We start from the raw sequence: 16,372 nt of genomic DNA, 5'->3' as shown, positions 1-16,372 counted from the left end.
ATGCGTGACCGGACGACGACAGATCTTATGGGGACAGCCCATGTCTCCTCGATAGCACCGACACGGCGAACCGTGCTCGCAGGGCTCTCGGCAGGCCTCGCGGCCATGACCCTCCCGTTGGCCTCCTTCGCGCGAGCGGCCACGGCTCCTCACCCGATCCAGGTTGGCGACATTGCAGTCACGGTGATCAGCGACGGGCACCTCGAAATGCCTGTCGCCTTCCAGCTTCCACGGACACCGGGCAGCGAGGTCGATGCACTTTTCAAGGCTGGTGGCGTGGAGACACCCCGCCAACTCGCATCGCCAACGAACGTCACTCTGGTGAAGTCCGGCGATGAACTCATCCTTATCGATGCCGGATCCGGATCGACCTTCCAGGCGACCGCAGGCAAGCTCGCAGACAACATGGAGGCGGCAGGCATCGACCGCGAGGCGATCACCAAGGTGGTGCTCACCCATGCCCATGCCGATCACCTCTGGGGTGTGATCGACGACTTGGATGACTCCGAGCGCTTCCCGAATGCGAGCTACGTCATTTCCAAGGACGAGTGGGACTTCTGGACCCATCCCGACGCGCTCTCGCGGATGCCTGACGCCCTTCAGGGAATGGCGCGGGGAACGCAGAGGATTCTCAAGCGGATCGAGGGCAAGATCGAGCGCCGGAACGCCGGCGATACGATTGCGCAAGGATTGACTTATCTCGATACGAGGGGACATACGCCCGGTCACATGGCTATCCTCGTTGAGAGCAATAACGAGCGCCTCCTGATCGGTGGAGATGCCCTCACCCACTCCATCGTGTCGTTTACGAGGCCCGATTGGCCATGGGGCAGCGATTTCGACCAGGAACTCGGCGTGGAAACCCGCCGTCGCCTGCTCGATCAGCTCGCAGGCGAGCGGCTTCCTCTGATCGGGTTCCATCTACCCTGGCCGGGAAGAGGATATGTGGAACGGAACAGCGGCGCATACCGCTTTGTTCCTGCGTAACCAATTTCCCCAAAATCTACTCTGGAGTCTACTATGCGTCTTATGATCGGTTCTGCCCTCTGCCTTCTCGCTCTCGCTGGTTCGGCGCACGCTCAGGATGCCGCTAACGGCGAAAAAGCGTTTGCCCAGTGCCGGGCCTGTCATCAGGTCGGTCCTACGGCGAAGAACGCGGTCGGCCCGCATCTGAATGGCCTGATTGGCCGCAAGGCGGGCACGGTCGAGGGCTACAACTACTCCCCCGCCAACAAGAACTCTGGACTTACCTGGGACGAGGCGACCTTTGCGGAATACATCAAGGATCCAAAGGCTAAGACCCCCGGCACTAAGATGGTCTATGCCGGTCTCAAGGACGAGCGGAAAATCACCGATCTCATCGCCTATCTGAAGCAGTTCGATGCCACGGGTACAAAGATGTGAGGCGACGGATGCATGCAGCCTCTGCCTGCGCCTCCGCTACTATGGGAGGTAAGAAGCTCCAATGACGTTACCACGCAATAAATGGCTGCTGGGAGCGCTCTGGGGAGCTCTGCTGTCCCTTGCAGCCGGCGCTGCACTTGCCACTCACGAGGATGACAAAGTTCATCATCTCGTAATTCAGGTGACAGAGAACGATCCTACCGTCATGAATCTCGCACTTAGCAACGCCGTGAACGTGTCTCAGCACTACACGGAGTCCGGAGATGAAATTGAGATCGAGATTGTCGCCTATGGTCCTGGCCTGACCATGCTGCGCGACGATCTCTCTCCTGTAAAGGCGCGACTGAAATCAATGGCCGAGAGCCTTCCCAATGTAACCTTCACGGCCTGCGGCAACACCATCACGACCATGGAGAAGGCGGAAGGAAAGCCGGTCCCGATCGTGCCGCAGGCGAAAACCGTCAAGACAGGCGTCGCCCGCATCATGGAGCTTCAGGAAGAAGGCTGGAGTTACGTGCGCCCCTGACTGCGCAGGGGTGAGCCACCTCAGCGCTGTCTCGCAGATAATGTTGCTACAATCTGATCGAGGAGATGATTAAGCAACCGGCCCCTGCAGCGGCGCTGCTTCTGCTCATGGGTTCGGGTCAGCCCGGACGCACGCAGGGAGAGACCGTCAGCCATAAAATTCACTCTCCTGACGGTGCTGGAAGTTGGCTTGCACGGCGCTCGAGGCGTTCCGCTCCCGAGGATTGCAGGTTGCCGTAGCGGTCGTTGATCGGTTTGGTCTGCCCAGGCTGGCTTCGCGATCCTCCCGACGAAGTCCTGCTCGGAAGCGAAATAGTGATTGCAGCTGTAGGCTCTTTACTTGGGGCCGTCGGCGTATTGGGTGTCCCTGAAGGCGTAGAGGATGCTGCGTGCCAGTTCCGGTCAGGGCCTCTATCTCCAGGCTCACTGGGCGCTCGGCTGCACAGGCGAGTCTGTCGCGGATCGGAGCGGCATCAGCCCCTTTTTCAATCAGGTCCATTCTCTCGTCGGTTATCGTCATCTCCGGAATCAGGTGTCGCAATCCGAACGCTAACGGAGGGTTGCCGATAACCAACTTATCGGTGCTCCACCTCTCCACCACGTCTTAGAACGCTACCTATGTTCGATAGGGCTTTTCAACTTCAGGCCACCTTCACACCCGAAAGGAAGGCCTCTACCTCATGACTGAGACTCGCGGAGTGCCGTGCGAGTTCTTGTGCCGCCGACAACACTTGGGACGCCGCAGCCCCGGTTTCACCCGCACCCTGTCTTACTTCGGTGATGTTACTCGTTACCATTTCGGTCCCCCGCGCCGCCTCCTGCACGTTGCGGGAGATCTCAGCGGTCGCCGCTCCCTGCTCCTCCATCGCGGCTGCGATCATGGTTGAGATGTGGGACATCTGACTAATGGTACGTCCAATGCTCTGGATTGCGCCAACAGACTCACCTGTTGCTTGCTGGATTGCGGCAATCTGAGCGGAGATCTCGTCGGTCGCTTTGGATGTCTGGTTTGCCAGATCTTTCACCTCAGCAGCCACGACTGCAAACCCCTTACCGGCCTCACCTGCACGGGCTGCCTCAATGGTGGCATTGAGCGCCAGGAGATTGGTCTGTGACGCGATGTTGTTGATGAGCTGAATGACCGTTCCGATCTTTTCTGCCGTCCTGGCGAGCGCCTGTACTGTGACATCTGTACGCCGGGCCTCTTCCACTGCATCGCTGGCGATGCGCGAGGATTCGCCAACCTGAGAAGCCATCTCACGGATCGAAATCGAAAGCTCCTCGGTGGCGGCCGCGACCGTCTGAACGTTAGCTGAGGTTTGCTGAGCAGCGGAGGCTACACCCACAGACTGGTGAGTAGTTTGATCGGCAATGTGGGCCATAGACTGCGCAGTGGCTTCCATTTCTGTTGCGGCCGAAGACAAACCCTGAGTTCGAGTCGAGACATTCCGCTCAAATTGCTTCGTTAACTGATCGAGGACCTGAGCACGCCGCATCTTAGCATCGGCTTCCAAGGCCGCGGCTTCATCTGCCTGACGCTTGGCAATGAGAGCGTCCTTAAATACCTGAATTGCGCGTACCATTGCTAGGAGCTCATCGATGCGGGAGGTTGTTTGAACCTCGACGTCAGTCCGGCCAGCTGTGAGTTCCGTCATAGCATCGGTTGCTATCCGCAGCGGTTGACCAATGTCACGTTGCAGCCACCATGCAATGGCAAGGCCAAGACCAAGCATCAAGGCTGAAACGGTGCCGAAAACCTTCATTGCGGAGGACCAAATTGCATCAAGGTCAGTCCGATCTACAGCGATGGCAATGACACCAATCGTATTTCCAGCAAAATCCTTCAAAGGCTCGATAGCTAGTGCCGATGCCTTTTCATCAACTACGACACTAGGCACCACCTTGCGGCTCGTCAGCGATGCCTGGATTTCCTCAGGCGAGAATTTATAACTTTCGGGGAATGTCGTGGCATGTTGCGTGAGCCCATCTTTCTGCTTCAGAAAGATTGCAAGGCGTCCGCCGGTTTGATCAAGATGCTGCCTGGCGAAATCTTGTCCAAAGGTCAGTCCAAACTCGACAGATCCGACATGCTTGCCATTGTGTGACAGAGGCGAGATTCCACGGATGCCAACGCCGGCAACGCCTGATTCAAGACCCATGATGGGCTTAAGGTGGCGGTTTGCCTCCACCACGGTATGCCTGAAGCCTGAAAGGTCATCTCCGAATTTTGCCGGAGAGTGGACGCGCAGAAACGAAGTAGCAGGAGGCGTGTGAAATTGAAACTGCTCAACACCATCCGCCTTCATAGACGAAAAGGTCGAACCGACGATTGCTTGAACCTGCGAACGATCGCCAGCGGCAAAAGCTTCGACTACATTTGGCATTGAAGCAACAAAACGTGCCAGCGACATGGCGCGCGCGGACTCGTCGTGAATTCTTGCAGCGATCTGGCTTGTTTCAGCCGTCAAGCGTTTCTCAAGACTTTCACTGATGAGTTGGCCTGCGAACCACCAACTGGCGGCAAAACATGCTGCCGCTGCAATCGCGAGCCCCGAACAAATGGTTGCCGTAAGACGTGTTTGGAGGCGCATGGTCCGACTCAGCAAGGTTTATTTCTAGAAACAATTCTCTCGATTTTTTACTTTAACTGCACAATGCTTGCGCGAAACTGGCGGGGCATTCAGGATGAAGGTCCGCTAAGCATTTTTGCTGAGGATCATTCGATCATGAGCAAATTGGTATGTTGCATTGCCGCGCAATGCTCTAACAAGTCCTTGTGTTCCCGCACGGTTGGCTTCACACTCAGAACGCTGCCCCCACCGCCCTCAGTCCTCACCATGGGTAAGCGCCGACGGGACATTCATGCGTGCAATCGTTCGGGAGTTCGCATCTGTCGAGATATCGCGTCGAGGACCATAGTGGCCGACGCCGGGATTTAGGCTCCGCCGTCCTCAATCACCAAGCATCCCGGATATAACCTTAAGTCCGATATAGCATTCACGCGCGATTGCCATACGCTCCCGCCATGCTGAAGGGGTCTTGCGCTTGCGGGCAGGTCCGCTACGAATTCGAGGTGATCCCTTCCGACCGGTCACCTGCTGCCATTGCTGGCGCTGCCGAAAGCAGTCGGAATCGAGCTTCCGCACGACGGACACTCACTTCATAACCTCCAATAAAGCCCGCGATGGAACTCGGCGATTGGACAATTTGGAGAGGGCGGTGCTTTCAGTCACGTCCAGCTGCGAGACGCTTCGGTGCGATACTGCGCCATGCTGCACGTAATGTGCTCTCAAGGATTGGCTCGTTGGCTTTGGACAGTCTGACCTTCGTATAACCTCGACGCCCCCAAGCTCCAGGGACTGGCTCGAACACCGTGGGCTCTGACAATGTCCGTAACTCCTGCTCTTCAGGCGTGAGCTTTACGACGCCCCATTCATCGTCCGGCCAGCCGAGAGTGGCGAATACCTTACCCCGGACCCTAAAGTCCGGATGCTTCCCGTGCTCCTGCTCGACCGCCTCAGGCAATTGCAACGCTAGGCGGCGAAAGTCATCGGGTGTCATCGCACGCTCCTGTCGGGCTACCAAGCGTAGCCTAGGAGATGTGCTGCTGCGATGTCCAGAGTGGCGGGCAGCGTCTTGGGACGTGGTATAGGAATAGGCCGGTCGTAATGGGGCATCGCCAGTCTTCGGTTAGAATTCGGGTCGCGACATCTACTCCTGCCCATAGAGACGACGATGACCGACGAGAGGATGGCCCTGATCCAAAAAGGGGGATGATGCCGCTCTGATCCGCGACAGGCTCGCCTTGCGGCCAAGCGCGCGCTGAAGCGTCTGCTGAAGCCGCCAGATCATGCCGGCGGTCGATCATCGCTCGCACAAGGGGCTGAATAAATAATCGGCGAAAAATTCGCATCTGCCGCTACGCCGGCGAGAACGGACGATGCAGGACTTTCGATCAACGGGAGGTCTGCAGCGGTTCGTCAGCGTCTTCTCGGCAATCTGCAATCTTCTCGTTCCACCCCGCTCCTGTCGCTCTACCCTTTCCACCCATCTGCACCGCCTCAACGCCATCACGGAATCGAGATTCGCGGCGGGCGTCACCGCTTGATCGGTTGAGCGAGTTGAAGCGCTCATAATCGGGGGCGATCGTTACTCCAGGTTTGTTCCACTCCTCATTCGCTTCCGCTTCGGCCGGCAGGGTCTGTCGTGCCCTCCCGTGCCGGGCTTCTCTGCAAGCAGCTTGATATTCTGCACTCCTCTCCGACGGACGAGAAACCTTTGCTTGACCTTGCCACGATGGCAAGGTCCAGACAGGCCGGGTCCCAAGCAAATCGAGACCCCGACCATGCATCTTTTCCATGTGCCTGACCTGAAGTGCGGAGGCTGTCTGGGCTTCGTGGTCCGGGCCCTGCGGGACATCGACCAGACGGTGCGTATCACGGTCGACATCCCAACCCGGACCCTCCGCGTCATCTCGACACGCTTCGAGCCTGCCCTCCTGCGTGCCCTGCGTGCCGCAGGGTTTCGAGCGGAACCGATCCTCATGCCCCTCGGGTGAATCCGGTGGATCGAACCTTGTCGAATCCAGCCGTGCATGACACAAATCCGGTCACGACGAACAGGAGCGTTTCCCCTTTGCGGCTGATGAGTACCATCATCGTTGCCTTGCTTGCGTTCACTATGGCGATCTTTCCGATCTCCGTACCGCAGGCGGCTGGGCACTCGCACGCCGCCATGCAAGAGCATGCCACCATTGCCAGCAATACCGACCATGTCCACGTGCCGGCGTCGTCTCACGCTGTTGGCCTGAACGCCTCGTCCAATCACGACCAAGGTGCGCAGGATTGCTCAGGCCCCGTCTGTTGCAGCATGGGCACGTGCCACGCCTTTCAGGCCATTGCGCTTCCCGATCTCTTCTCCCCTGCGGCTTCCGTCGTGCCCGTTTCATTCCCCGGCGACGAGCAGGTCGAGGGCATCAACGCAGGCGGCATCGACAAGCCCCCACGAACCGCCTGAGCCAAGCGTGGGCGAGTGACGCCCGCACACATTGGCATGGCTGCGCATCGAGGCCAGCCATGCCCGACCTGAAGCTCGAACCGGTCGTCCTTCCCGACCCAGTGATCAGAACGTCAGGCCCGTGCGGGGACGGACATCAGCCATCCCGCCACAACCCTGACCCCGATCCTGCCGTGGAGGTCCGCCCGGAGACGGATCCCATGCTGAAACTCATTCCACTGGCAGCGCTCGGCTTCGGCTTGGCTGCCTGCGTGCCCTCCCAACGCCCATCCCACCTCGTCACGGCAGCCGATCCTGCCGTGGGCGCACACCAGACGGACTATTCCTCCGTCACTGCAGGCGTGCGCGCCTACGACGTCGTTGAGCCGCTCGACTGGCGCGAGCTCAATCGGCGCGTCACGCCGGGCGCCGCCTCCGAACCGATGGACAGCAACGATGCCGCCCGACGGGGCCGATGACCCATGCGCCAGGAAGACCACACCATGACTGACAAAAATTCCGTGGGATCACCCCGCCGGCTGGGGCTGCTCGGGGGCGTCGCCGCCTCCCTGATGCTGGGCGGCTGCGTCTCGTTCTCGGCCGATGGCGGCCTGACGACGGCGCAGACGGTCGCCTACAGCGAGTTGGGCAAGGACGTCGTGAAGATCACCAGCGAGGCCGAAGCCATCGGCATCCAGCAGCGGGTCGAGGACCTCTTGAAGCGCCCGCTCACGCCGGACAGTGCCGTTCAGATCGCGCTGCTGAAGAACCGTGGCCTGCAAGCCACGTTCAACGAGCTTGGAGTTTCGGAGGCTGAGTACATCCAGACGAGCTTGCCGCCGAGCCCGACGATGTCCTTGTCTCGCCTCGGCGGCAGCCTGGAACTGGAGATCGAACGCCAGATCCTGATCGGGCTCTTCGAACTCGCCACCCTGCCCGCCCGGACTGCGGTCGCCGAGCAGCGCTTCCGCGCTGCCCAGTTCCGCGCTGCCGAAGCCGTCCTGCGGCTCGCGGCCGAGACCCGCCGGGAATACTATCGGGCCATCGCGGCCAATCAGCAGGTTGCCTTCATGCAGCAGGCGCTCGGAACGGCCGAGACAGCTTCCGAACTCGCCAAGCAGCTCGGCGAAAGCGGTGCCCTCAACAAGCTGGAGCAGGCGCGCGAGCATGCCTTCTATCAGGAACTCGGGGCCCAGTTGGCCCGAGCCCGGATCGAGCAGAAGGTCGCCCGCGAGCGCCTGATCCGGCAGCTCGGTCTGTGGGGCCGGGACATCGACTTCCGCCTGCCCAACTCCCTGCCCGCCCTGCCCGCCCGCATCGCCTCGGCCCAGGACATCGAGCGCCGGGCGCTCGAACGGCGCGTTGACCTCCAGGCGTTGCGCCACGACCTGGACGCAGTCGCGGGACAGTACGGCCTGACCAACGCCACCCGCTTCGTGACTGATATCGAGCTCGCCGGGCTCTCCAGCTACGAGCGCACGACATCCGTCTTTACGGAGGACAGCCAAGCGGTGGTCGAGAGAGAAAGGGTCAAGCGGCGCGGGCTGGAGGTCGAGTTCACAATCCCGCTCTTCGACTTCGGCGCGGTGGGGGTGCGCAATGCCCAGGAGACCTACATGGCCGCCGCCAACCGCCTGGCGGAGCGGGCCGTCAACGTACGCTCCGAGGCCCGCGAAGCCTATCTGCGCTACCGCGGCAACTACGACCTCGCGCGCCACTACCAGAGCCGCGTCCTGCCGTTGCAGAAGCGAATCCAGGACGAGGCGACCCTTCAATACAGCGGCATGCTCGTCGACGTAAGCCAGCTCATCATCGACACCCGCACCCGCATCCTCAGCAACGTCGACGCCATCAACGCCCGCCGCGATTTCTGGATCGCCGCCACCGACCTCAAGGCAGCCCTCGTCGGAGGGGGCGTGAGCGGTGGCGATGGAGGCGGGGAAGCCGTCGCTGCCGCTGCGGGCGGCGGTGGCGGTGGACACTGACAAGGGAGAGACCCATGACCGACTTATCGCGCAGGAATTTCCTCGGCGCAGGCGGCCTCGCCCTCGCCAGTGCCTCGATGACCAGCGGGCGGGCTCAGGCCGCGAGCCTGCCCGAGGCGCCGATCATGACCGAGGCTACTATGCAGCCGCCGCTCTACCCGAAGAGCGGACCGGACTACCAGCCCGTCGTCACTCTGAACGGCTGGACGCTCCCCTGGCGCCAGAACGGCGACTGGAAGGAGTTCCACCTCATCACCGAGCCAGTCGTGCGCGAGCTCGCGCCCGGCATGAAGGCCCACCTGTGGGGCTACAACGGACAGTCGCCGGGACCGACCATCGAGGCGGTCCAGGGCGACAAGGTGCGCATCTTCGTGACCAACAAGCTGCCGGAAAACACGGCGGTGCACTGGCACGGCCAGCTCCTGCCCAACGGCATGGACGGGGTCGGCGGCCTGACCCAGCCGCATATCCCGCCGGGCAAGACCTTCGTGTACGAGTTCATCTGCCAGAAATCCGGCACCTTCATGTACCACCCGCATTCGGACGAGATGGTCCAGATGGCGATGGGCATGATGGGCTTCTTCGTCGTGCATCCGCGCGACCCGGCCGAGCGACGCGTGGACCGCGACTTCGTGTTCCTGCTCAACGCCTTCGATATCGAGGCCGGGTCCTACGTGCCGAAGGTCAACACGATGCTCGACTTCAATCTCTGGTGCTGGAACTCGCGCGTGTTCCCGGGCATCGACCCGTTCGTGGTGCGCCAGGGCGACAAGGTGAGGATCCGGTTCGGCAACCTGACCATGACCAACCACCCGGTCCACATGCACGGCTACGACTTCAAGGTGACGGGCACGGACGGCGGCTGGGTGCCGGAAACGGCGCAGTGGCCGGAGGTCTCTGTCGACGTCGCCGTCGGGCAGATGCGGGCCTTCGAGTTCGTGGCGGACGCTCCTGGCGACTGGGCCATCCACTGCCACAAGTCGCACCACACGATGAACGCCATGGGCCACGACGTGAAGACGTACATCGGCGTCAACATGAAGAGGACGGCGCCCGCCATCAAGAAGGTCGCGCCCGGCTACATGCCGATGGGCTCGGCTGGCATGGGCGAGATGGGCTCGATGGAGATGCCGCTCCCCGACAACACCCTGCCGATGATGACGGGCTTTGCCCAGTTCGGCCCTGTCGAGATGGGCGGTATGTTCTCGGTCGTGAAGGTTCGTCCGGGCTTGGCGGCCGACGATTACAAGGATCCAGGCTGGTACAAGCACCCGGAGGGGACGGTCGCCTACGAATGGACGGGCGAGAAACTCGCCGAGCCCGCGCGTGCGCCCTCGCCCGACAGCGGCATGACGGCGGCGGAGTTCCGCGCCGTCGACCCGCGCAAGAGACCCATCCGCACGGCCGGCGGCCATGACAATCACTGATCCAGATGGAAACGGACATAGGAGCCGAACAATGACGTTTCGCCTATCCACCCTCGCCGTCGCGACCGCAGCGCTTGCCCTCTCGGCCGGACTGGCGCTCGCGGGTTCCGGCGCATCCGGCCACAGCCACCGGACGTTCGCGGCCGGCGAGCCGGGCGACGTGAAGAAGCCCGTCGCCCGCACCATCGTCGTCTCCATGAAGGAGACCGATGATTCCAAGATGCTGTTCGAGCCCAATCAGGTCGGGATCAAGCGCGGCGAGCAGGTAAAGTTCGTGCTCAGGAACCATGGCTCGGTCGACCATGAATTCATGCTCGACACTATCGAGCGCAACGCCAAGCATAAGATCGCCATGGCGCAAAACCCAGACATGGAGCACGACGACCCGAACGGGAAGCGTCTTGCGCCGAAGGGTTCCAACGAGATCATCTGGCGCTTCACCAAACCCGGCACCTTCGAGTTCGCCTGCCTGATCCCGGGCCACTACGAGTCCGGCATGCACGGCACCGTCGTCGTCGTCAAGTGACGGCCCCCTCTCCCACCTCACCATCCGAAGGAGTATTGTCATGAAGCGTATCGCTATTAGCCTCATCGCGGCACTGAGCCTCTCGGGCGCAGCCTTCGCCCAGAGCCTGCCGACGGTTTCCGGCACGGTCGAGAAAGTCGACACGGCCGCGGGCAAGATCACCATCGATCACGGCGCCATTCCGAACCTCAACATGGACGCGATGACCATGGTGTTCCGCGCTCAGGATCCGGCCCTGCTCAAGGGCATCAAGGCAAGCGACAAGGTCCAGTTCACCGCCGACCGCGTGAACGGTCAGATCTCGGTCACCTCGATCAAGAAGGGCTCGTAAGACCCGCGTTACCCCGCAGGTTTCGACCTGCGGGGTGCTCATCTGATTCAAGAGAGACCGTCATGAAACGTTTCGCCGCCATCCTGACAGCCGTTGGGCCTCTGGCCGCCGCATCGATCATCGTCAGCGCAGACATTGCAAACGCACAGCCTGCCAAGGGAGCACCCGCCGCTTACGAGCGCGTCCGCGAGGTTATGGACGATCGGTTCAAGGACATGAAGCTCACGGGCGAACCCGACAAAGATTTCGCTGCGCTCCTCATGGCCCACCACGAGGACCTTATCTTTCTCGCCCGCACGCAGCTCGAGTACGGTGCCGATGAGCAGCTTCGCCGGATGGCGCAGAAGATCATCGACGAGCAGCAGAGGCAAATTTCCGAGTTGAAGGACTGGCAGGTCCGCAACCGTCGAGCCGATTACCGCGCCAAGACGGACCAGCCGCCGCACGGCTCGGGACCACTCGACCAGAACGGCTCGCCAGCCCCTGCCCCGCAGGTCCAGGCGAATGCCCCGGCGCAGCCCACTGCACAGGCCTCCCCCAGCGAGCTCCCGATGATCGCCGCTACGGTGGAGACAGTCGATGCCGGCGCAGGCAAAATCACGCTCGATCATGGCCCCATCCCCAACCTGAACATGGATGCCATGACCATGATCTTCCGCGTCCAGGATCCAGCGCTCCTGCAAGGTGTTAAAGACGGCGACAAGGTGCGGTTCCAGGCCGACCGGGTGAACGGGCAGATATCCGTCGTGAGGATCGAGACAGGCAGACCCCAAGCGGCTCCATCTCAAGCCTCGGCCGAGCCAGCCGCCGCAGCGAATTTGCCGATGGTGTCCGGCACGGTCGAGAAGGTTGACACAGCCCAAGGCAAGATCACCATCGATCACGGCGCCATCCCGAACCTGAACATGGACCCGATGACGATGGTGTTTCGCATCCAGGATCCGGCGGTTCTCAAGGGCGTGAAGGCGGGCGATAAGGTTCGGTTCCAGGCGGACCGCGTCAATGGCCAGATCAGCGTCGTGCGGATCCAGAAACGCAAGTAGCGCAGGTCAAGGCGTGTTGATGGCGATCAAGGGATCCTGGCCGCAGGATCAGGGATGCCTCGGAGGAGAGCGTCTTCGAAATCCTTCACGGCGAAGGACGGCCAGCATCGACGGACAGACGGCCGGACCGGGGCGCTTGACCTTCCCATGATAGAAAGCCTCAGACTTCCCAAATCTCACCGACGCAAACGCGGAGAACCGCCATGACCGACACCCCAGCCACCAAGGGCCACGAAGGCCATGAGCACCATCATGATCATGGTACGCACGCGGGACATCACCATGAACCCATGGCAGACGCTGGGAAGGTGAAGGATCCGGTCTGCGGAATGGTGGTCGACCCGCACACGACCACACACCGGGCACAGTATGAAGGCAGGCCTTACTATTTCTGCTCATCCGGTTGCCAGTCGAAGTTTATGGCCGATCCCGCGCATTACGCGGAGCCAGCAACCGCTCGGAAGGCCGAGCCGGTGCCCGAGGGCACGGTCTACACTTGCCCGATGCACCCGCAGATTCGGCAGGTAGGACCGGGCTCCTGCCCCATATGCGGCATGGCGCTCGAACCCGTCCTGGCAACGGCTGAGACCGGCCCGAGCCACGAACACGTCGACATGACGCGCCGCTTCTGGATCGGCCTCGTTCTGTCCCTCCCTGTGGTGGTGTTGGAGATGGGTGGCCACCTGACGGGGCTGAGCCATACCATTAGTCCGCAGACATCAAACTGGATCCAGATGCTGCTGGCGACCCCCGTCGTGCTGTGGGCGGGCTGGCCCTTCTTCGTGCGTGGTTGGCAGTCGCTCGTCTCGCGTCATCTCAACATGTTCACTCTGATCGCCATGGGCACTGGCGTGGCGTGGGTCTACAGCATGGTCGCGACGCTGGCGCCCGATGTCTTCCCGGCGGCCTTCCGCGGCCATGACGGCTCGGTGGCTGTCTACTTCGAAGCGGCCTCCGTCATCACGGTCCTGGTCCTTCTCGGACAGGTGCTCGAATTGAGGGCGCGCGAAAGCACGAGCGGCGCCATCCGGGCGCTGCTTGACCTCGCGCCCAAGACGGCCCGCCTGATCCGGGGAAACGGAACCGAAGAGGAAGTCCAGCTTGACACGGTGCAGGAGGGCGACCGCCTGCGGGTGCGGCCCGGGGAGAAGGTCCCGGTGGATGGCTCCGTCCTTGAGGGACGGAGCTCTGTCGACGAGTCGATGGTGACCGGAGAGTCCATGCCCGTCACCAAGGAGGTTGGCGCCAAGGTGATCGGCGGCACCATGAACCAGTCCGGCGGCCTCGTCATCGAGGCACAGAAGGTCGGGCGCGATACGATGCTGTCCCAGATCGTGCAGCTCGTGGCGGAAGCCCAACGCAGCCGAGCGCCGATTCAGCGTTTGGCCGACCAGGTCTCGGGCTGGTTCGTGCCCGCCGTAATCGGGGTAGCGCTCGTGGCCTTCGCCGCCTGGGGAATCTGGGGGCCGGAACCCCGCCTCGCCTTTGGACTCGTGGCAGCGGTCTCGGTGCTGATCATCGCCTGCCCCTGTGCTCTCGGTCTCGCCACACCGATGTCGATCATGGTCGGCGTTGGTCGCGGCGCTCAGGCGGGCGTGCTGATCAAGAACGCGGAGGCCTTGGAGCATATGGAAAAGGTCGACACCCTCGTTGTCGACAAGACCGGTACGCTCACTGAGGGCAGGCCCGCCGTGACGGCCATCATTCCGGCACCGGGCTTTACGGAGGCCGAGGTGCTGCGCCTGTCGGCCAGCGCCGAGCGCCCGAGCGAGCATCCGCTCGCCATCGCCATCGTCGAGGCGGCCGAGAAGCAGGGCATCGCGACGGCTCCGGTCTCGGACTTCGACTCGCCCACCGGCAAGGGCGCGCTCGGCACCGTCGAGGGCCGCCGCGTCGTGCTCGGCAGCGCCAAGTTCCTGGCGGAGCACGGCATCGACGTCAGCCCTCTCGCCGAGCTGGCCGACCGGCTGCGTGAGGACGGCGCGACGGCGATCTTCGCTGGCATCGACGGGAAGGTGGCGGGCGCCATCGCCATCGCCGACCCGGTCAAGGCCTCGACACTCGAGGCGCTCGCCGGACTCAAGGAAGAGGGCATCCGGGTTGTGATGCTAACCGGCGACAACTGGACCACCGCCAAGGCGGTCGCCCGCCGGCTCGGGATCGATGAGGTCGAGGCGGAGGTGCTGCCGGAGCAGAAGAGCGCCGTGGTCGAGAAGTTCAAGCGCGAGGGCCGGGTGGTCGCCATGGCAGGCGACGGCGTCAATGACGCGCCGGCGCTGGCCGCGGCGGATGTCGGCATCGCGATGGGCACCGGCACCGACGTGGCGATGGAGAGCGCGGGCGTGACCCTGCTGAAGGGGGATCTCACCGGGATCGTGCGGGCGCGGCGGCTGTCACATGCCACGATGCGCAACATCCGCCAGAATTTGTTCTTCGCCTTCATCTACAACGCGCTCGGGGTGCCGGTCGCCGCGGGCGTGCTCTACCCGGTCTTCGGCATCCTGCTGTCGCCGATCATCGCCGCGGCCGCCATGGCCCTGTCGTCGGTCAGCGTGATCGGCAACGCCATCCGGCTGCGAACCGCACGCCTGTGATACGGAACAACACGGACATGCAAATCATGCCCAAGGAACACGTCATGCCGTTTCGCCTGACAATCAGCCGACGGGGCTTCCTCGTCGGGCTCGCTGCTCTCCCTTGCCGATGAACAGCACCCCGGCGGTTGCGGCAAGCGCGATGATCCAGGCGGTGAACAGGCGCCGCCACGTACACTGGCTGGGATCGAGCGTTGGACGTGATGGGGCCGACGACACCTGCGCACTGCGAACCGAATGATGGTGCGATGCGATCCGCTCATGCTTATCCTCGGATCGCTCGTTTGAGCTTGGTGAGCGCCGACGGCGCCTCCTCCTGGTAGTCGATCAGGGTCACGAGTTCGCCGTTGGCATCGGTCACGATCACCGATGAGGTATGGTCCATGGTGTAATCGCCGCCTTCGGTCGGCACCTTGCGGTAGCCGATGCGGAAGGCCCTCGCCGCGGCCGTCATCTCCTCCGGCGTGCCGGTGAGCGCGACGATCCGTGGATCGAAGCTCTCCAGGTAAGTCTTCAGCAGCTCGGGCGTGTCCCGCTCCGGATCGACCGTCACGAAGACGACGTTGAGGCGGTCGGCATCGGGGCCGAGCTCTTTGAGGTGCTGACTCATCTCGAACAGCGTCGTCGGGCACACCTCCGGGCAATGCGTGAAGCCGAAGAAGTACGCCGTCGCCCTGCCCTTGAAGGTGTCCTGGGTCACGCGCTCGCCGCGGTGATTGATCAGCGAGAACGGGCCTCCGAGAGCCGGCCTGCCTGTCGTCGTCACCGTCGGAGGCGGGCGCTGACCGAGCCACTCCGTCCTGAACCAGCCCACGCCGATCCCGGTCACGAGGAAGATGGCCACCGCCACCAGCGCCCATGCAGTCCAGCGGATGATTTTGAGAGCGGGCATGGTCGCCTCAATGGCCCTGGTGGGCGTTGACTGCGGGCGCCGCCTGCGCCCCGATCCCACCGACATGGTACTTGATCTTGAGCACGCCCGCCTTTTCGAAAACGAGCATACCGTTCACCGTATCGCCGGGCCTCAGCCCCTGCCGCAGGTTGACGAACATGGCATGCATGGCACCCGGCTTCAGCTCGACCGTCTGACCCGGCGCGATCTCCAGGCCTCCGGTAACAGGCTCCATGCGAGCGATGCCGTCGGCGATCGTGGAACGGTGCACCTCGAAACGTTCGGCGACGACGGTGGAGCCGCCGACGAGGCGGTCGGGCTCGGACCCGGTGTTCGTGATGCGCATGTAGCCGCCACCCACCTTGGCGCCGCCCGGCGTGGCGCGGGACCAGGGCGCCTCCACAACGATGGTTCCGGCGCTGTAGGTTTCGGGAGCCCGGGCCATCGCATGCGGCACGGTACCGATGGCCAGGACGGGAAGGAGAGCTGTAAGGGATCGCATTTTCATAACGGTGTCTTTCACCCCGCTAGTCCTTTGCCACAGGGATCATGCAGGATAGAGCCGCCGTAGTTTGGAGCGAGCCTGCGTGGTGGTGAAATGCCAATGCGCCTTGGCTCTGTTGCGATTGCGCTCGGCTTCCCAGGCGGCG

The 16,372-nt window shown here is 62.5% G+C and carries 16 protein-coding genes and 1 pseudogene; 13 read left to right on the top strand and 4 right to left on the bottom strand.

Features of this window, described 5'->3' with window-relative positions:
* From ACS5Q0_RS24280 to ACS5Q0_RS24270, 3 genes are all read left to right on the top strand, one after another.
* The gene (locus tag ACS5Q0_RS24280; protein ID WP_473129224.1) at window positions 1–987 is read left to right on the top strand and encodes an MBL fold metallo-hydrolase; all 987 of its coding nucleotides are present in this window, start codon (window positions 1–3) and stop codon (window positions 985–987) included.
* 33 nt (window positions 988–1,020) lie between these two features.
* Window positions 1,021–1,404, top strand: coding sequence for a c-type cytochrome (locus ACS5Q0_RS24275; RefSeq protein WP_473129223.1), 384 nt, complete (start codon window positions 1,021–1,023; stop codon window positions 1,402–1,404).
* A 61-nt stretch (window positions 1,405–1,465) separates the two neighbouring features.
* A complete protein-coding gene (locus ACS5Q0_RS24270; protein ID WP_473129222.1) occupies window positions 1,466–1,930 on the top strand; it encodes a DsrE family protein in 465 nt (154 codons plus the stop codon).
* A 640-nt stretch (window positions 1,931–2,570) separates the two neighbouring features.
* Here the strand turns inward: ACS5Q0_RS24270 and ACS5Q0_RS24265 are convergent.
* Together ACS5Q0_RS24265 and ACS5Q0_RS24260 are read right to left on the bottom strand one after the other, a co-directional pair.
* Entirely contained in the window at window positions 2,571–4,520 is a 1,950-nt protein-coding gene (locus ACS5Q0_RS24265) for a methyl-accepting chemotaxis protein (RefSeq protein ID WP_473129221.1), read from the bottom strand.
* Window positions 4,521–5,154: 634 nt separating this feature from the next.
* Window positions 5,155–5,490: an MmcQ/YjbR family DNA-binding protein gene (locus ACS5Q0_RS24260; RefSeq protein WP_473129220.1), complete on the bottom strand. Its 336-nt coding sequence runs from the start codon at window positions 5,488–5,490 to the stop codon at window positions 5,155–5,157.
* Between the two features lie 280 nt (window positions 5,491–5,770).
* Between ACS5Q0_RS24260 and ACS5Q0_RS24255 the strand changes: the two are divergent.
* From ACS5Q0_RS24255 to ACS5Q0_RS24210, 10 genes and pseudogenes are all read left to right on the top strand, one after another.
* A pseudogene (locus ACS5Q0_RS24255) lies at window positions 5,771–6,037 on the top strand (IS6 family transposase); the annotation flags it as partial.
* Window positions 6,038–6,274: 237 nt separating this feature from the next.
* The gene (locus ACS5Q0_RS24250) at window positions 6,275–6,487 is read left to right on the top strand and encodes a heavy-metal-associated domain-containing protein (RefSeq protein WP_473129219.1); all 213 of its coding nucleotides are present in this window, start codon (window positions 6,275–6,277) and stop codon (window positions 6,485–6,487) included.
* Window positions 6,488–6,564: 77 nt separating this feature from the next.
* Window positions 6,565–6,945 carry a hypothetical protein gene (locus ACS5Q0_RS24245; RefSeq protein ID WP_473129218.1) on the top strand — a complete coding sequence of 127 codons (381 nt, stop codon included), beginning with the start codon at window positions 6,565–6,567 and terminating at the stop codon, window positions 6,943–6,945.
* A 200-nt stretch (window positions 6,946–7,145) separates the two neighbouring features.
* Entirely contained in the window at window positions 7,146–7,403 is a 258-nt protein-coding gene (locus tag ACS5Q0_RS24240) for a hypothetical protein (protein ID WP_473129217.1), read from the top strand.
* Between the two features lie 24 nt (window positions 7,404–7,427).
* Window positions 7,428–8,909, top strand: a complete 1,482-nt coding sequence (locus ACS5Q0_RS24235) for a TolC family protein (RefSeq protein WP_473129216.1) — start codon at window positions 7,428–7,430, stop codon at window positions 8,907–8,909.
* A 14-nt stretch (window positions 8,910–8,923) separates the two neighbouring features.
* Complete coding sequence (locus tag ACS5Q0_RS24230) at window positions 8,924–10,336, top strand: multicopper oxidase family protein (RefSeq protein ID WP_473129215.1); 1,413 nt, start codon at window positions 8,924–8,926, stop codon at window positions 10,334–10,336.
* Window positions 10,337–10,367: 31 nt separating this feature from the next.
* The gene (locus ACS5Q0_RS24225) at window positions 10,368–10,862 is read left to right on the top strand and encodes a cupredoxin domain-containing protein (RefSeq protein WP_473129214.1); all 495 of its coding nucleotides are present in this window, start codon (window positions 10,368–10,370) and stop codon (window positions 10,860–10,862) included.
* Window positions 10,863–10,902: 40 nt separating this feature from the next.
* Entirely contained in the window at window positions 10,903–11,193 is a 291-nt protein-coding gene (locus ACS5Q0_RS24220; RefSeq protein WP_473129213.1) for a copper-binding protein, read from the top strand.
* 62 nt (window positions 11,194–11,255) lie between these two features.
* Entirely contained in the window at window positions 11,256–12,236 is a 981-nt protein-coding gene (locus ACS5Q0_RS24215) for a copper-binding protein (protein ID WP_473129212.1), read from the top strand.
* A gap of 203 nt (window positions 12,237–12,439) precedes the next feature.
* A complete protein-coding gene (locus ACS5Q0_RS24210; protein WP_473129211.1) occupies window positions 12,440–14,830 on the top strand; it encodes a heavy metal translocating P-type ATPase in 2,391 nt (796 codons plus the stop codon).
* A gap of 265 nt (window positions 14,831–15,095) precedes the next feature.
* On the opposite strand, the gene ACS5Q0_RS24205 is transcribed toward ACS5Q0_RS24210, so the two are convergent.
* Together ACS5Q0_RS24205 and ACS5Q0_RS24200 are read right to left on the bottom strand one after the other, a co-directional pair.
* Window positions 15,096–15,722 carry an SCO family protein gene (locus ACS5Q0_RS24205; protein ID WP_473129210.1) on the bottom strand — a complete coding sequence of 209 codons (627 nt, stop codon included), beginning with the start codon at window positions 15,720–15,722 and terminating at the stop codon, window positions 15,096–15,098.
* 7 nt (window positions 15,723–15,729) lie between these two features.
* Window positions 15,730–16,230 carry a copper chaperone PCu(A)C gene (locus ACS5Q0_RS24200; RefSeq protein WP_473129209.1) on the bottom strand — a complete coding sequence of 167 codons (501 nt, stop codon included), beginning with the start codon at window positions 16,228–16,230 and terminating at the stop codon, window positions 15,730–15,732.
* Window positions 16,231–16,372: the final 142 nt, after the last annotated feature.

It is taken from the genome of Microvirga sp. HS2 (assembly GCF_055792805.1).
Note: the sequence above shows the minus strand (reverse complement) of the source record. Positions and strands in the feature narration are given on the sequence as shown.

What these genes read in the sequence shown, in the direction of transcription:
- ACS5Q0_RS24250 (WP_473129219.1), top strand. Translation starts at nt 6,275, where the DNA reads ATGCATCTTTTCCATGTGCCTGACCTGAAGTGCGGAGGCTGTCTGGGC.
- ACS5Q0_RS24220 (WP_473129213.1), top strand. Translation starts at nt 10,903, where the DNA reads ATGAAGCGTATCGCTATTAGCCTCATCGCGGCACTGAGCCTCTCGGGC.
- ACS5Q0_RS24280 (WP_473129224.1), top strand. Translation starts at nt 1, where the DNA reads ATGCGTGACCGGACGACGACAGATCTTATGGGGACAGCCCATGTCTCC.
- ACS5Q0_RS24260 (WP_473129220.1), bottom strand. Translation starts at nt 5,490, where the DNA reads ATGACACCCGATGACTTTCGCCGCCTAGCGTTGCAATTGCCTGAGGCG.
- ACS5Q0_RS24225 (WP_473129214.1), top strand. Translation starts at nt 10,368, where the DNA reads ATGACGTTTCGCCTATCCACCCTCGCCGTCGCGACCGCAGCGCTTGCC.
- ACS5Q0_RS24215 (WP_473129212.1), top strand. Translation starts at nt 11,256, where the DNA reads ATGAAACGTTTCGCCGCCATCCTGACAGCCGTTGGGCCTCTGGCCGCC.
- ACS5Q0_RS24275 (WP_473129223.1), top strand. Translation starts at nt 1,021, where the DNA reads ATGCGTCTTATGATCGGTTCTGCCCTCTGCCTTCTCGCTCTCGCTGGT.
- ACS5Q0_RS24230 (WP_473129215.1), top strand. Translation starts at nt 8,924, where the DNA reads ATGACCGACTTATCGCGCAGGAATTTCCTCGGCGCAGGCGGCCTCGCC.
- ACS5Q0_RS24200 (WP_473129209.1), bottom strand. Translation starts at nt 16,230, where the DNA reads ATGAAAATGCGATCCCTTACAGCTCTCCTTCCCGTCCTGGCCATCGGT.
- ACS5Q0_RS24210 (WP_473129211.1), top strand. Translation starts at nt 12,440, where the DNA reads ATGACCGACACCCCAGCCACCAAGGGCCACGAAGGCCATGAGCACCAT.
- ACS5Q0_RS24235 (WP_473129216.1), top strand. Translation starts at nt 7,428, where the DNA reads ATGACTGACAAAAATTCCGTGGGATCACCCCGCCGGCTGGGGCTGCTC.
- ACS5Q0_RS24205 (WP_473129210.1), bottom strand. Translation starts at nt 15,722, where the DNA reads ATGCCCGCTCTCAAAATCATCCGCTGGACTGCATGGGCGCTGGTGGCG.
- ACS5Q0_RS24240 (WP_473129217.1), top strand. Translation starts at nt 7,146, where the DNA reads ATGCTGAAACTCATTCCACTGGCAGCGCTCGGCTTCGGCTTGGCTGCC.
- ACS5Q0_RS24270 (WP_473129222.1), top strand. Translation starts at nt 1,466, where the DNA reads ATGACGTTACCACGCAATAAATGGCTGCTGGGAGCGCTCTGGGGAGCT.
- ACS5Q0_RS24265 (WP_473129221.1), bottom strand. Translation starts at nt 4,520, where the DNA reads ATGCGCCTCCAAACACGTCTTACGGCAACCATTTGTTCGGGGCTCGCG.